At 27.9% G+C, this 13793-nt stretch carries 14 protein-coding genes; 6 read left to right on the forward strand and 8 right to left on the reverse strand.

The window, feature by feature from the left end; all coding sequences use genetic code 11:
- Positions 1 to 4 precede the first annotated feature (4 nt).
- The 3 genes from BTO18_RS13390 to BTO18_RS13400 form a co-directional block, all read right to left on the reverse strand.
- Positions 5 to 1552: a hypothetical protein gene (locus BTO18_RS13390; protein WP_105016706.1), complete on the reverse strand. Its 1548-nt coding sequence runs from the start codon at positions 1550 to 1552 to the stop codon at positions 5 to 7.
- Positions 1553 to 1767: 215 nt separating this feature from the next.
- Positions 1768 to 2631 (reverse strand): ABC transporter ATP-binding protein, encoded by an 864-nt coding sequence (locus BTO18_RS13395; RefSeq protein ID WP_105016707.1) that lies wholly within the window; start codon positions 2629 to 2631, stop codon positions 1768 to 1770.
- Positions 2632 to 2635: 4 nt separating this feature from the next.
- Positions 2636 to 3019 (reverse strand): hypothetical protein, encoded by a 384-nt coding sequence (locus tag BTO18_RS13400; RefSeq protein WP_105016708.1) that lies wholly within the window; start codon positions 3017 to 3019, stop codon positions 2636 to 2638.
- A gap of 260 nt (positions 3020 to 3279) precedes the next feature.
- Here BTO18_RS13400 and BTO18_RS13405 point away from each other — a divergent pair, with 260 nt between their 5' ends.
- Positions 3280 to 4737, forward strand: a complete 1458-nt coding sequence (locus BTO18_RS13405; protein WP_105016709.1) for a DUF4932 domain-containing protein — start codon at positions 3280 to 3282, stop codon at positions 4735 to 4737.
- Positions 4737 to 5204: a hypothetical protein gene (locus BTO18_RS13410; RefSeq protein WP_105016710.1), complete on the forward strand. Its 468-nt coding sequence runs from the start codon at positions 4737 to 4739 to the stop codon at positions 5202 to 5204. The genes BTO18_RS13405 and BTO18_RS13410 overlap by 1 nt, the downstream gene beginning before the upstream one ends.
- A gap of 14 nt (positions 5205 to 5218) precedes the next feature.
- On the opposite strand, the gene BTO18_RS13415 is transcribed toward BTO18_RS13410, so the two are convergent.
- The 3 genes from BTO18_RS13415 to BTO18_RS13425 form a co-directional block, all read right to left on the reverse strand.
- The gene (locus BTO18_RS13415) at positions 5219 to 5668 is read right to left on the reverse strand and encodes a hypothetical protein (RefSeq protein WP_105016711.1); all 450 of its coding nucleotides are present in this window, start codon (positions 5666 to 5668) and stop codon (positions 5219 to 5221) included.
- A gap of 2 nt (positions 5669 to 5670) precedes the next feature.
- Positions 5671 to 6183, reverse strand: a complete 513-nt coding sequence (locus tag BTO18_RS13420) for a Panacea domain-containing protein (protein ID WP_105016712.1) — start codon at positions 6181 to 6183, stop codon at positions 5671 to 5673.
- Between the two features lie 263 nt (positions 6184 to 6446).
- The gene (locus tag BTO18_RS13425; RefSeq protein ID WP_105016713.1) at positions 6447 to 7772 is read right to left on the reverse strand and encodes a serine hydrolase domain-containing protein; all 1326 of its coding nucleotides are present in this window, start codon (positions 7770 to 7772) and stop codon (positions 6447 to 6449) included.
- Positions 7773 to 7987: 215 nt separating this feature from the next.
- On the opposite strand from BTO18_RS13425, the gene BTO18_RS13430 reads away from it, so the two are divergent.
- Genes BTO18_RS13430 through BTO18_RS13445 form a run of 4 tightly spaced genes read left to right on the forward strand, consistent with a single transcriptional unit; the run spans position 7988 to position 11000 of the window.
- The gene (locus tag BTO18_RS13430; protein WP_105016714.1) at positions 7988 to 8965 is read left to right on the forward strand and encodes a sensor histidine kinase; all 978 of its coding nucleotides are present in this window, start codon (positions 7988 to 7990) and stop codon (positions 8963 to 8965) included.
- Positions 8962 to 9666 (forward strand): LytR/AlgR family response regulator transcription factor, encoded by a 705-nt coding sequence (locus BTO18_RS13435; RefSeq protein WP_105016715.1) that lies wholly within the window; start codon positions 8962 to 8964, stop codon positions 9664 to 9666. Before BTO18_RS13430 ends, BTO18_RS13435 begins: the two co-directional genes overlap by 4 nt.
- Before the next feature lie 46 nt (positions 9667 to 9712).
- Complete coding sequence (locus tag BTO18_RS13440) at positions 9713 to 10354, forward strand: lipoprotein signal peptidase (RefSeq protein WP_105016716.1); 642 nt, start codon at positions 9713 to 9715, stop codon at positions 10352 to 10354.
- Positions 10355 to 10403: 49 nt separating this feature from the next.
- Entirely contained in the window at positions 10404 to 11000 is a 597-nt protein-coding gene (locus tag BTO18_RS13445) for a DUF4230 domain-containing protein (RefSeq protein WP_105016717.1), read from the forward strand.
- Between the two features lie 36 nt (positions 11001 to 11036).
- On the opposite strand, the gene BTO18_RS17695 is transcribed toward BTO18_RS13445, so the two are convergent.
- Positions 11037 to 11213: a hypothetical protein gene (locus tag BTO18_RS17695; RefSeq protein ID WP_170063275.1), complete on the reverse strand. Its 177-nt coding sequence runs from the start codon at positions 11211 to 11213 to the stop codon at positions 11037 to 11039.
- A 23-nt stretch (positions 11214 to 11236) separates the two neighbouring features.
- Positions 11237 to 13603: a T9SS type A sorting domain-containing protein gene (locus BTO18_RS13450; RefSeq protein ID WP_170063276.1), complete on the reverse strand. Its 2367-nt coding sequence runs from the start codon at positions 13601 to 13603 to the stop codon at positions 11237 to 11239.
- Positions 13604 to 13793: the final 190 nt, after the last annotated feature.

Consider the following 13793-nt stretch of genomic DNA (forward strand, 5'->3'; position numbering starts at 1 on the left):
TCGTTTACTTCTGTACAGACTTCCTTTTCAGGAAAATTGTTGTCCCCAAAAGTAACAGAATAATTATTAAAATAGTATAAATATTCCCTAAATCATTTTTAATAGCACCAAAATAATCAAAGAACGGAATCTCATTAATATTTGCATAAGTCACCAAAAAGAAAGTAACTTCAAATAGTTTTTTGCCCTTGGTTATTTGCCCCAATAAGATTGATGAAAAAGTTAAAAATACAAAACCAAGTACAATAAATCCAGCATTTAAAATTTCAAAATTAATACTATATTTCAAAATTAAGGGTAATGAAATTATAAACATCAATAAAAGAGATGCGATTATTTTTGATGCAAAAATTCGCTGAATAGGCTTGTAAGATGATGACGCAAAAAGATGCATATTATAACTTTTTTCTTTTGTAGCGATGTCAGAAATTCTGTGTACTTGCAAAAACCATAAAATAGGTAATACAATTTTGTGAGCCATCTCTAAAGATAGAAACCCTAATAAAATCATTCCAGAAATATTTACAAACCACAACCATTTTTTACCTTTTCTAACTAATAACAAAAACTCGGTTTTTATTAATGAAAAAATAGAATAATTCGTTTTTGCTTCTATTAAAGTTGATAAATTAATCTCCTTAAATCCTATTTTAGAATCTATAATTTTTAGTTTTTTTATTGATTTTACTTTCTTGTTTATAGAAAAGCGATGAAATACTTTTGAGGACAAAAAAACCAAACCAAAACTGATTAGAATCCAAAAAAATCTACTGATTAAAAATAGTGATGAAAATTGAACTCCATTAAACTCAAACTTGTTCGCTTTTTTGGTATTTCCTAAAACATAACCAATACTCATACTTGTTGTTTTATCAGTATTGGTAAGCGTTCTAACTGTGTCTTCTAATTGATACATTACAATTTTACTTCCAAAAGCATCGAAAGCAAATTCATCTTTATTTTTTGGTGTAAAGGCTATTAAAGCACAGAATAAAAAGAAGAAGACTACATTTTGTAATACTTGATATTTAGCCAGAATAACTTCAAAAAAAACAGCCAAACTTGCCACGAAAAACATTGCTGGCACTGTAATAATGAGATAAGGTTTTATAAAATCGACTATTTGAAAAGGGTAACCATCATTATATAAAAAGAAGAGTACAATACTCATTATAAAAATGATGCATACAATTGTGAGTAGCAATAAAAAATTGCCAATCGTTTTTGAAATTAAATAGGCAAAGTTAGTAGTTTGGGTAGATGCAATCATCTGTCCAACTTTGGTTTCAATATCATTTTTAACGCCACTATTTACCAAATAAAACCCAATTAATGATAGAAAAATACTACTCATAATCGCAGTTACATAACCAAACCAGGCTGAATTGTAAAATCCAATATAATCGCTAATTCTAATTGTGGAGTAATTTGCATTAGGTTCAGGAACAAACGTATAGGCAATTGCCAAACTAGCACATAATGTAATTAGAAAATTGTAATTTCTAGTACGTTGTAAATAATCTAGTTTTATGATTGTTAAAAATGATTTCATAAGTAAGGTTTAAAAATGTGTGATTCCTATTTGGATTTTATCAGCAAAAAATATAGCAATTGTTAGTAGAATTAACATAGAAATTGAAGCAGCGATTAGTAAATTTCGTGTGGATTTTTTCATTTTGATTATGAGTTTAATTTGTATTATTTTGATTTATTTATAAGTTCTCTGTCATTTCGAATGAAGCAAAGCAAAATTGAGAAATCTAAAGTTTAGATTATTGAATTGAGATACAAATAAGCATCTTCTAAAGTTGCTTTTTGTGTTATAGAATTTTGAACAGGATTTTGAGAAACATATCTAATTTTTAGTTTCCCATTAATTCTTGATGTGCTAACCACAAGGTGCTTTTCTTTAAAATTTGAAATTTGATTGGAATCAATTATAGTTTCAAAAACGGTATCAGCAACTTGATTTATAATATGATTCTGATTGCCATATTCAATCAATTTTCCACTTTTCATTATGGCAACTTTGTCAGCAATAGTATCAATATCAGACACAATGTGCGATGATAAAATAACAATACAATCGTTAGCCAAATCTGAAATTAAGTTTCTAAAACGTACTCTTTCTTCTGGGTCTAAACCCACTGTAGGTTCATCAAACAACACAATTTTTGGGTTGTTTAACAATGTTTGTGCAATACCAACTCTTTGTTTCATTCCTCCAGAATACGTGCCAATAGGTTTTTTTGCATTTTCAATTAAGTTTAAACCTTCTAAAAGTTGCTGTATTTTGGCTCTTAAATTTTTACCTCCAATTCCTTTCATTGCAGCCATATATTCTAAAAATTCGTAAGCATTCAAATTAGGATACACTCCAAAATCTTGAGGTAAAAAACCCAATTGCTGTCGCATATAATTGGCATCTTTTACAATGTTATTTTTGTTTAAAGTGATGTTTCCTAAACTTGGTTTACTTACAGTAGCAATCATTTTTAAAAGTGTAGATTTTCCTGCACCATTTGCACCTAACAAGCCTAGAATTCCTTTTTCAATATGGATTGAAAAATTTTTCAATCCATATTTATCTTTGCTGTATTTTTTAGATACATTTTGAATCTCTAAATGCATACTATTATTTTTTAGCTTTTGGTTTTACTCTTTCTATGGTAGTTTCATAACCATTTTGAGTAAATTTTAAAGCATTTTTATTACCCTCAATCAATTGCAAATCAACGCCTCTTGTAAATTCGTGTAAGGTATTTTCGTCTTTTAATAAAAGTTCGTCTTTAGAGAATTCAGTAACGATATACATTTTTCCTTCTTCTTGAATAATATCTAATGTAAAGTTGGCTTCTGTTAACTCATAAGTACCTATAAACTTTTTTAGATTTTTAGTATTAATTTTTTTTGATTTACTCTCCTTTTTTTGAATAGTTTCTGTGTTTTTAGTTTGTCCAAAAACTACTGTTTGAACTAATAATAAAGCTAAAATTGTAAGTGATTTTAAAGTTTTCATAATGTTATTGTTTTAAAGTTTATACCCCAAAAGTCTTATAGAAATAATGTTTAAAAAAAAAAGAATGATAAATGAAGTTACTTTGATGATGTACCTTCAAAAACAAGGTTATCATAAAAATGAAGTTGTTTACAAGCATTAGAATGCCTTTTATCATTAAAAGATGGACTTTTCTCACTTAAAACTTACTTTTATATAGAATTTACGATCGTTTATAGAAGTTATTAGATAGATAAATCGTTAATAAATACATTATCAAAATGAAATTAAATCAATCTTTTAAAATTGTTATCTATTCTTTTTTGCTAATATTTTTTATTTCTTCCTGCAAAAGCTCAGAACAAGAAAGTATAGCGTCAGATAAAATAATAAGTGTTCAATACCCAGAAACTTATGAACTCGCTAATATTATTTTGGCACTCACTCAATATGGAAAAATTGATGTGGGAGAAGTTAGAAAAGACTTTGATTACTATAATAAAGTTATGAAGTACTTTAAACCTGTAATGAATCACTCTTTATTAGATTCTGTAAACTATTCTAGAAAAAAATGGGAAGATTATTTAAGTTTTAGAACAGATTCTTATGCGTTTGAATTTGACGAAAATAATCAACTAAAAAGAAAGATTAATTTTTATACCAATAAAGGATTTCAACCTTTTGATAATCATTTAGATCTAATAAATGATTTTGTAAAAAAATCGAAGTTCAGAGATTTTTTTAAACAAAATAAAGCTTATTATACTGCTGTTTCTGATAAGTATGAGAAAACACAATACTTGAATGAAATGAGAGAATTCTTGATTGAGGAGTTTGGTGAGCAATATTCCATAGATAATAAATACAATGTTGTTCTTTCTCCTTTTGTGTATAGAATGAATTGCCATAGAAATATTGATTCACTTACTGTTGCTGATTTTATAACAATTCCTGATTATGTTTTGTCTGATACAATTTCAATAAATAAACAAAATATTGCAACTTCTATACACAGTCTTTTTACTGAAATGGATCATGGTTATGTGAACCCAACTACTGATAAATTTAAAGAATTAGTAAACAAAAATTTTGATGCTAAATTATGGGATAATAAAAGTGGTTATAATGAAAATGGTGGTTTTGGAGTGTTTAATGAATATATGACTTGGGGAATTTATGATATTTTTTTACAAAAGCATTTTCCAAATCTTGCTGATGAAGTAGGGTTATATTGGAGTTTTCAAAATGATAGTAGAGGTTTTGAATATTCTCGTTTATTTACACAACAACTTTTAATGTTCTACAACACAAAGAAGGAAGATGAAACTATAAAAGATTTATATCCTAAAATGTTAGAATGGACTTCTGAAGTTCAAAAGAATTTATCAAAACCAGAAATAATTTCACCAAAAGATGTTCTAATAACAAACTTATCAGAAAAAACAAAAATTAATATTTCATTTTCTGAACCTATGAAAAAATCAGATACAATAACAGTGAAACTGCAAGATAGAAAGTTTTCTAAAGCTTTTATTGATTTAAACGCTATTGATAATAATTTGAAATGGTCAACAAACGGAACATCAGTAGAATTTGAAATGAGTTTGAATAACAAACTTGTGCCTTATTATTTGCAGTTTAATTGGTGGGGAACTAAACATCCACTTATAAGTAAAAAAGGCGTATTGATAAAAAGTGCTAAATATTTTAAGATTACTAATGAAAACCCCGAAAAATAATGGAAAAATGGAATTTTATTTCAGAAAAAAGTACCGCAGAAATTAATAATAAATTTCATTCAAATTTTGATTCTTTAAAAGGGTTTGTTTTAAAAACTAGTATTGAAAATGATGAACAAATCACTTTTAAAATCCGTAAACGAGTTAAATATGGTTGGTATATTGCTTACCATAATTGGACTGTGGTAAAAGGGAAACTGATAAAATCGAAAGATAATAGTAATACAAAGATTAAAATTGTTTTTGCACAGCATTTTTTAATAAAACTTATATTATACGCTCATATAGTTTTAGGTGCTTTTGTTATAATTAGTATTGTATCTGAAGTAAGCAATAATCAATCTAAAATTATTTTTGGAGGTATACTTTTGTTAATTGGTATTCTATTATGGATAATTATTCAAAAGAAATTTAAACAGGATATTAAAAAATATAAGAATTTGATTTATAAGATAGCAAAAGAATGAATAGTTGGTTGTGATTAAAAACCAAACTTCCTCTTCATAAAAGGTTCTATAGTTGTAGCTGTAGAGAGAGTAATATGAATTAATCTTAAAACATCAGGACTTACATTACCGATAGCTCTCTCTGGATTTTCTGCCAAAAAATCTATGACATCTTTAATTAGAAACTCTCTTAATTTAGAACAATCTACGAAACTATCTCTGTCAAGAAAAGAATGATTTTCTTTATCAATTTTTACGTGTAGTGACTTCAAATAAGAATTATATGCAACATTTGTATTTGTTTCAGAATTAATGACAACATAAGCTAAAAAATCATCTGAATTATTCTTTGAAACTACAATAATGTATTTGTCATAATTAACTGTGAAATTAGGAATCTGAATTAAAATTGCACTACCTAAATCTATATTTCTTTTAGCAAATTGATTTTTTAAATCATCTGGAAAGAAATCCCCTAAACTCATTGTTAAATCAACTCTAAATTATCATTAGCTTTTTGCATACTAATAAATTTGAGCAGACTTTCGTCTGCACCTAAAGCTTTTGCCATATCTATATAATTAATATTCCATATAGCTTTATTATATGCATAGTCATGAGATTTCTTTGTTAGAGCTTTAAAATCTAAATCTTTATTTTCTTGAATTGATTCGCTTAAACACTCAATATCACTTTCAGATAAACATTCTAAATTAGGCTCAACCAAAGATTTAACAAAATACCTATTGTACTTTGCTACAACCTCTTCTAATCCTTGGATATTCTCATCGACAACATTTTTGACAAATGAAGGAACTGGACCAAATTCCATTTTAACGTAAGTATCTCCAAAAATAGGTCTTCCATACTTTAATAAGTGTTTCTGGTCAGCGAAATAAAGAATTTTATAAGTTTTGTGAGTATCTGCTTTTTCAAGATTGTTTATTACAAACAAAAGGCTATTAACAGCTTTTTCTCTATGTAAATTAAAGTCTCTCATATGTATTTAAAGGTATCCATTTAAGTAAATGAACTGCACAAAGTTACAAAAAAATAACTACAGCCAACAAAGTGTGTAAAAAACAGCTAAATTTATGCCAAAATTTATTTGTTAGTTTACACAATAAAATAGCTTTAATCAAAAGAGAATATATGTAGTTACTTTCTTTTCATATATAAATATTTCTAATTTAAATTAGAATGATTAAAAAAAATATCCATTACTTGAATTAAAAGCAATAGATATAAAACTCAACTAGTTTTTTATCTATTGATTTCAATTTTACTAATGGTAGTTTCAAATCCATTTTGCTTGAATTTTAGACGTTCAGTAGTTCCATCAATTTTTGATAAAATAACACCAACAACTTTATCAGAAAGTGAGTTTTCATTTTTTTGCGCAAGTTCACTTTTTATGCCTTGGGCATCAACTACAATAAACATTTTAGTACCTTCAGCAACAATTTTTAATTGTAAATTAGCCTCCTTTAGTAAGTAGGTTCCAGTATATTTTTTAAACTTTTCAAAATCAACTTTTTCAAAATCGTTTATAGGTTTATTGTCTAAATAATTTAATAAATCTTTTGTCAAGGAATTTCTTGAAGGAATAGAAATATTGTTAGAAAACACTAAAAACAAGTTTTTTGTTTCAGGATTATATTGATTTCTAAAAGCATAACCAATATTGTTTTCTCCATGGCCAAAAGAAGTTTGGTTTTCTTTATCGAACTTAAAAATGCCTAAACCATAAGTTTCATTTCCAGAAGATAACATTAACTCCAAAGTTTCTTTTTGAAGTAGTTTTTCTGTTTCAAAAAGTGATGTGTAAAATACTTCCATATCAGATAGAGTAGAGGCAACACTACCTGCAGCATAAGCAATATTTGCAAAGAACTTATAATTTAAATGTTTAGAAACGTCTTTATTATTATGATATGGAGTAGCTAAATTTGGTAAGTTTTTATGAACATAAGCATAGGTATTTTTTAAATGAAGTGGCTCAATTACACGTTCTCTAACCAAATCAAAATAACTTTGGTCTGTTATTTTTTCAAGAATTTTTCCCAATAAAAAATAATTGGTGTTGCAATAATTGAATTTACCTATTTGCTCAGGATTATTTTTTTCAACTTGATTTAGTAAATTAACATTATATATCGAATCATTTTTTGCATAAAATAAATCAACAATATTTTTGCCAATTACTTCATCCAAACCACTTTCGTGAGCTAATAATTGAGATATTGTAAGAGAATTGGCTACATTTTTAATAGGACTTAAAAATTTCCCAATACTATCATTTAAGCCAATTTTTCCTTTTTCAAGTTCTTGTAAAACCAATATAGCAGTCATTGTTTTTGATGCACTTCCTATATTAAAGACACTATTTTCATTTAGATTGAATTTTCCTAAACTCAAATTACTAATTTGATTATCTTTTTTAATCAGAATTGCAATACCTTTATTTTGCTCTTTTATAGAAGTATCGTATTTTTTTGATAAAATTTCTAAATTGTTATTTTGGCTAAATCCTAATACTGTTTGAATTAGAAAAAAAGCAAGTAGCATAAGTTGTTGTAAAGTTTTCATTTTTATTATTTTAAAATTTATACCACAAAAGTGGAGATGATTTTAAGCTTGTAAAAAAAAGAATGATGAACACTTTTACTTTAATGATAAGCTTACAGAAATACTATTATCATTAAAAAACGAATGTTTAGACCAAAAAGAGGAGCAGTTATCACTAAAAAAATAAGTTTTGAGTATGAAACTGTATTTTTGAAACATCTTTTAAAACGAGAAAAATGTCGAAACTAGATAAATGGATAGATAATAAGATAGTACAAAACTTATTTGTATGGATTTTTATTTTACTCATTTTTATGATTATCATTCAGGCAGAAAATAGGTTAATTGTGGCCTTATTTTTTATCGCTTTTATAATGCCTTTAACGTATATTCAAAATCTTAAAATTTTACCATATTTTTTTAAAAAGAAAATACAATTTGGTGTTTTTTTAAGCCTATTAAATATTAGTTTTTTTACCTTTTTAGGTGTCTTTTTTTTGAGTGATTTTTTTGAAAGGTTTGAATTAAGAATGCTACCCAACATTTTTGGAGGAGTAATTTTAACGCTCGTTTTTGGAACAGCGACAAAATTGGCAAAAGATAGTTTTGTAAGAAGACAACAAGAAAAGGAAGCAGAATTAAAGTTATTGAAAGCACAATTAAATCCGCACTTTTTATTCAACACGTTGAATAATTTGTATGGCTTGTCTGTAATTAAGTCGGATAAATTACCTGATTTAATGTTAAAATTATCAGATTTATTACGTTATAGTTTATATGAAACTGCAGCAGTTTTAGTACCTATGGAAAAAGAAATCACGTATTTAAAAAACTATATTTCTTTAGAAAAAATTAGGTTAGAAGATAAAACCGATATCAATTTTAAAGCTTCTGGTAATTTTTCAAACTTAAAAATAGCACCAATGTTATTTATAGTTTTTGTGGAAAATGCATTTAAACACCTAGGGAATTTAGAAAATGAACAGAGTAAAGTTCTCGTAAACATATCAGAAGAAAATGACAAAATTAAATTTACTTGTAAAAATACAATTGATATAATAGATGAACAACATCACAATTTAGAAAAAGGAAAAAGTGGCATTGGTTTGGTAAATGCAAAAAAAAGGTTAGAGTTATTATATACTGATAAATATCAGTTAAAAATTGATAAAACAGATGATTTATATTGTGTAAATTTAACTCTAGAAGTATGAAAAACCTAAAATGTATTATTGCTGATGATGAGCCAATTGCACGTCAAATTTTAGAAAATTATATTGATGCATTTCCATATTTGAATTTAGTAGCTTCTTGTAAAAACGCATTTGAAGTTTTAGAAGTTCTCCAAGAAAAACAAGTCGATATTTTGTTTCTAGACATTAATATGCCAAAACTTTCAGGCTTAAGTTTATTAAAAACTTTGCAAAAAAGCCCTAATGTAATTATCACAACTGCATATCCAGAGTTTGCTTTAGAAGGTTTTGAATTGGCAGTAACTGATTATTTGGTAAAACCATTTTCTTTAGAACGTTTTATGCAGGCCGTTCAAAAAGTATCAAAAAACATGGTTTCAGAAACAGTAGTTATCAATAAACAAGAAGAAACTGTAAAAAGTATTTTTGTTAAGAGTGATAAAAAAATTATTAAACTAAATTTTGATGAAATTTATCATGCAGAAGCTTATGGAAATTATGTAAAGATTTTTGCTGATAAAATGATACTCACTCCACAAACTTTATCTGATTTTTTAAAGAAATTATCCAAAGATTTTATCAGAATTCACAAATCATATCTCATTAATTTTAATCATTTAAAAATGATTGATGGAAACCAAGTTATTCTCAATAATGACACAAAAATCCCTGTAGGAAAATCTTACAAAAAGGAACTTTTAGACAGATTAGATAATAGTTAATCTATTCTTAATAATATTCTTATTTTTGCACGAATAAATTAAAAATATGTCAAAAAAGAATATTGCAATTCTTACTATTATAATCGCATTAATTTTAGACCAAGTTATAAAAATCTATGTGAAAACTCACTTTGTATTGGGCGAAGAAGTTGTAGTTTTCGATTGGTTTAGAATTCATTTTACCGAAAATAATGGAATGGCAATGGGTATTGAATTTGGGGGTAATGCTGGTAAACTTTTTTTAACTTTATTTAGAATAGTTGCTGTAATAGCTATAGTTTATTGGTTAGCTGGTACCATTAAACGTAAAGTTCACAATGCTGTTATTATTGCTATTTCATTGATATTTTCAGGAGCAGTAGGTAATATTATAGACTCTGTTTTTTATGGAGTTATTTTTAATCATCCTGCTCATAGTGTTGCCACTATTTTCCCAGAAACTACAACAGGTAAGTTGTTTTTTGGTAAAGTAGTAGATATGTTTTATTTCCCTATTTGGAGTGGAAACTTACCAAATTGGATTCCTTTTGTTGGTGGAGATCCGTTTACATTTTTTCAATATATCTTTAATCCAGCAGATTCTTTTATTTCAATTGGTGTAGTACTATTATTCTTTTTCAGCAATCAAGCTTTCCCAAAAGAAGAAAAGAAAAAAGAACAAGAAACTGCAATTTCAGAAGAAGTTTAGAGAATTTTCACTAACTTTCTAAAGTCTTCTATTTTATAGACTTAATATTATGCGAGTATCTAGATATATTCTTGTTTTTTTACTGGGTTTCTTTATTGCCAAATTTTGGTATCAAAAAGAAAATAACATTGTTAAAAAAGAAGAAACTCAAGTTGTTTTAAATGCAGTAGATAATTTGAGTAAATTGGTAGTTTCTAGTGCTAGTTTTTCTGAAGTTTACAATTATAAAGACTCAAAAAAATACTTTTATGATGTGGTTTCTTTTGATAAAAAAGCAATTGTAACTGTAAATGCAAAAGTTGAAGTAGGGTACGATTTATCAAAGTTAGAAATTCAAGTAGACTCTTTAGAAAAGAAAATTTACATCAACAATATTCCAGATGAAGAAGTTTCTATCGCTCCAGATGTAAAATACTTCGATTTACAACAAAGTCAGTTTAACTCATTTTCTAAAGAAGATTTGAATCAAATACAACAAAAAAGTATTCAGAAAATTAAAGAAACTACAGCAGTTATCAATCTAAAAAAAGAAGCTAAGACTCGTTTTTTTGAGGAGATTTCTAAAATTTACCAATTATCGGCTCTTTATGGTTGGGAAGTTGTAGATGCTACAGAAACTCAATTTTTAAATAATTTTATAGAATAAAAAAGCGAGGTTTAGCCTCGCTTTTTTTGTTTTTTATTAAAACCCAGTTCCAGGCGCTTCAGGGCTTTGAGCTTGAGCTTTTTTAGGGTTTAGAATTATGTAAGTTCCAAGAGCAGTTAATGCTGCATATTTACCATAGTTTCCTATTTTATTAATAGCTTCTTTACGAGTAATATTTTGATGAGTATCTTGTTTTTTATTATTATTTTTCATGATATATCTGTATTTTAAAGCTATTATTCTAGTACTATTTTTTTGTTTATTTTTCCTTTTTCAGAAGTTAACTGAACAATATAAACCCCAGTATTTAACTTTGGTAAATTAATGTCAGAAACCCCTTTTGAAGAAAAAGAACTCTCTAAAACTTTTTTTCCCAAAACAGAATAGATTTTAACTTTGGCATTCTCACTATTCATTCCAGTAATACGCAGTGTATTATTATTAGAATAAATACTAACTCCTTCTAAAGTAATATCATTTGTACTTAAAGCAGAGCTTCTAGTATGTAAGTAGAAACGACCAATACCACTCAAGGTAGTATTTAAAGTAATTTTATAGTTACTATTAGCTTCATCTAAACGAGTAAATGTATTCGTTTCTCTATCTTCTATATACACTTTTAAACCCGCAGGTAAATTTAAAGTTTCAGTAGAAAAAGTAATTTCTTTACCAGAATTAGCTATAACCCCTATAGGGATTACCATGTTTTCATAATTTGAGTTAGGTAAAGATTGTAGTTGATATTTTTTCTCTTGATTATTTTCAAGTAGATGAGAATAAACAGCAAAAGTATTTGCAGCACCACTAAATAATTCCCCATCAAAACCAACATCAAAACCTTTTGAGGCATTAGGTAAGTATTTAACTCTAGCGTAGTTTTTAATAGTACCGTCATTGATCCATAATTTTATTACCAAATTACTTACACTTTTTTGAAACGTATCAGAACTGTTGTGAGATTGATTGGCTTCAGCAAAGTTAAAAGTACCACCAGCAGTATTTGCTCTTACAAAAAACCCTTGAGCAGGAGCAATTATCATAGCATCACTAATATCTTTCACTTCATATTCTCCATTAACCCCTAATGTTTGATTAAAAACCCAAAGTGTTTTGGTTTCAGAAATAGCACTTTCGTTATTTAAGAAAGTAGCACTACTAATGTAAGAAGTATAAGGATTTCCTAATAAGTTAAAACGATTTAAACTATTAGATAATACCACATCTACTCCAGCATTATTTGTATTTAAAGTTCCTGTAAAACCAACATCTCCATTACTAGTTCTTTTGATAGAATACCCTTGACCATTATTAAAAGTTCCAGAACTATTTTGTTGCAAATACAACCAAGAGTCACCACTTGTGTTATAAGAAGCAATACCTCTATTTGTTCCATTAGCAGCGATATTATTGGCAGTTACGTAATCATTGTCATAGGTTTCACCAGAAACAGGAGAAGCCATTAAATACCATCCTTTTAAATTACCAGAAACAAACTGAACAGTTCTATTATAAGTTACAGCTCCAGCAAATGTAGAGTTAGCAATTAAAGAAGTACCAGATGCCATGGTTACAGTATTTACTGTTACAGCACCAGATGCAGTAGGATAGTTTGTTAAACCTGAAGGAATGGTAACATCAGTTCCAGAGCCAGGAATGGTTGCTGGTGTCCAATTGGCAGCTGTTGCCCAATCATTACTAGAACTACCATCCCAAGTAAGTGTAGAAGTGGTTGTGACTTCTAACAGTGTAGGGGAGGCTTGTAAGTTTGGACTTCCTTCATCATCTTCTGCAACGACATAAATATCGTAAGAAGAACCTGCTGAAAGACTAGAAATATTAAAATCATGCGTAAATCCACCAGAGTTAACAAGTTGACTTGCTGAAGTTATTCCTGAAGCATCATTACCATCAGTTCCTGCCTTTACTTGAGCAGATGAAGGAGCAGTAGCGCCATCAGCTAAAAGTACATAATAAATTGTTCCTGCTTCGTCTATATCTGTGCCTAAAGTAAAGCTTGTATGAGTTAGAGAAGATGAAGATGGTGTGCTGTTTTCAAATACTGGTGGTGTTGTATCTGCTGTCGATGTAAATGCCAAATCATCAATGTTAGCTCTACGACCATTGGTGCCATTAACAGTTCTTAGCCTAATTCTTACACTACCCACAACGTTTATCGTATGACTCCAATCTGTAAGTGTAGTAACACCATCTGTATCGATGTCAGATCCAGCCTGTATCCAGGTGGATCCTGAATTTGTACTGTACTCTACTTTAATTACAGGTGGATCTGTATCAGTTCCAAAACGAGCATATTTAAATGATATCGTCTCAATACCAGTCACATCCGAATTCATAGTAGCTATCCCTGGAGTACCATTTGTTCTATATCTCAAGCGCAATGACTTCAGTCCGTTGAATCGATCATTGGCTGCATCAGTACCTATTAGAGATTCTTGTAGTGTCCAAGTAATACCACTTAAGACGTCATTACCAGTAGTGTATGTACCTGTTTTACTACCATCTTCAAAATTAGTAGAATAAGTACTCTGTCCTGACGACCAATGGGATATAAAGTATAAAAATAGTGTAATTAAGATTTTCAATCTTTTAAGCTTTAAAATAATCATAAACTTGATGTATTTAGTTATTAAAAATAAATTAGTTTAAATATATTCTGTAAAACTATAGAAGAATGAGATTTAAAAAAACTATTTCATAGCTACAATACCCTGACAAAAAGTAGACAAAACCATGACATGAGTCTTTTTTATAATTATTAACTCACGTTAGAAT

This window comes from Polaribacter porphyrae (assembly GCF_002954685.1).
Taxonomy (GTDB): domain Bacteria; phylum Bacteroidota; class Bacteroidia; order Flavobacteriales; family Flavobacteriaceae; genus Polaribacter; species Polaribacter porphyrae.

What these genes read in the sequence shown, in the direction of transcription:
- BTO18_RS13390 (WP_105016706.1), bottom strand. Translation starts at nt 1,552, where the DNA reads ATGAAATCATTTTTAACAATCATAAAACTAGATTATTTACAACGTACT.
- BTO18_RS13395 (WP_105016707.1), bottom strand. Translation starts at nt 2,631, where the DNA reads ATGCATTTAGAGATTCAAAATGTATCTAAAAAATACAGCAAAGATAAA.
- BTO18_RS13400 (WP_105016708.1), bottom strand. Translation starts at nt 3,019, where the DNA reads ATGAAAACTTTAAAATCACTTACAATTTTAGCTTTATTATTAGTTCAA.
- BTO18_RS13405 (WP_105016709.1), top strand. Translation starts at nt 3,280, where the DNA reads ATGAAATTAAATCAATCTTTTAAAATTGTTATCTATTCTTTTTTGCTA.
- BTO18_RS13410 (WP_105016710.1), top strand. Translation starts at nt 4,737, where the DNA reads ATGGAAAAATGGAATTTTATTTCAGAAAAAAGTACCGCAGAAATTAAT.
- BTO18_RS13415 (WP_105016711.1), bottom strand. Translation starts at nt 5,668, where the DNA reads ATGAGTTTAGGGGATTTCTTTCCAGATGATTTAAAAAATCAATTTGCT.
- BTO18_RS13420 (WP_105016712.1), bottom strand. Translation starts at nt 6,183, where the DNA reads ATGAGAGACTTTAATTTACATAGAGAAAAAGCTGTTAATAGCCTTTTG.
- BTO18_RS13425 (WP_105016713.1), bottom strand. Translation starts at nt 7,772, where the DNA reads ATGAAAACTTTACAACAACTTATGCTACTTGCTTTTTTTCTAATTCAA.
- BTO18_RS13430 (WP_105016714.1), top strand. Translation starts at nt 7,988, where the DNA reads ATGTCGAAACTAGATAAATGGATAGATAATAAGATAGTACAAAACTTA.
- BTO18_RS13435 (WP_105016715.1), top strand. Translation starts at nt 8,962, where the DNA reads ATGAAAAACCTAAAATGTATTATTGCTGATGATGAGCCAATTGCACGT.
- BTO18_RS13440 (WP_105016716.1), top strand. Translation starts at nt 9,713, where the DNA reads ATGTCAAAAAAGAATATTGCAATTCTTACTATTATAATCGCATTAATT.
- BTO18_RS13445 (WP_105016717.1), top strand. Translation starts at nt 10,404, where the DNA reads ATGCGAGTATCTAGATATATTCTTGTTTTTTTACTGGGTTTCTTTATT.
- BTO18_RS17695 (WP_170063275.1), bottom strand. Translation starts at nt 11,213, where the DNA reads ATGAAAAATAATAATAAAAAACAAGATACTCATCAAAATATTACTCGT.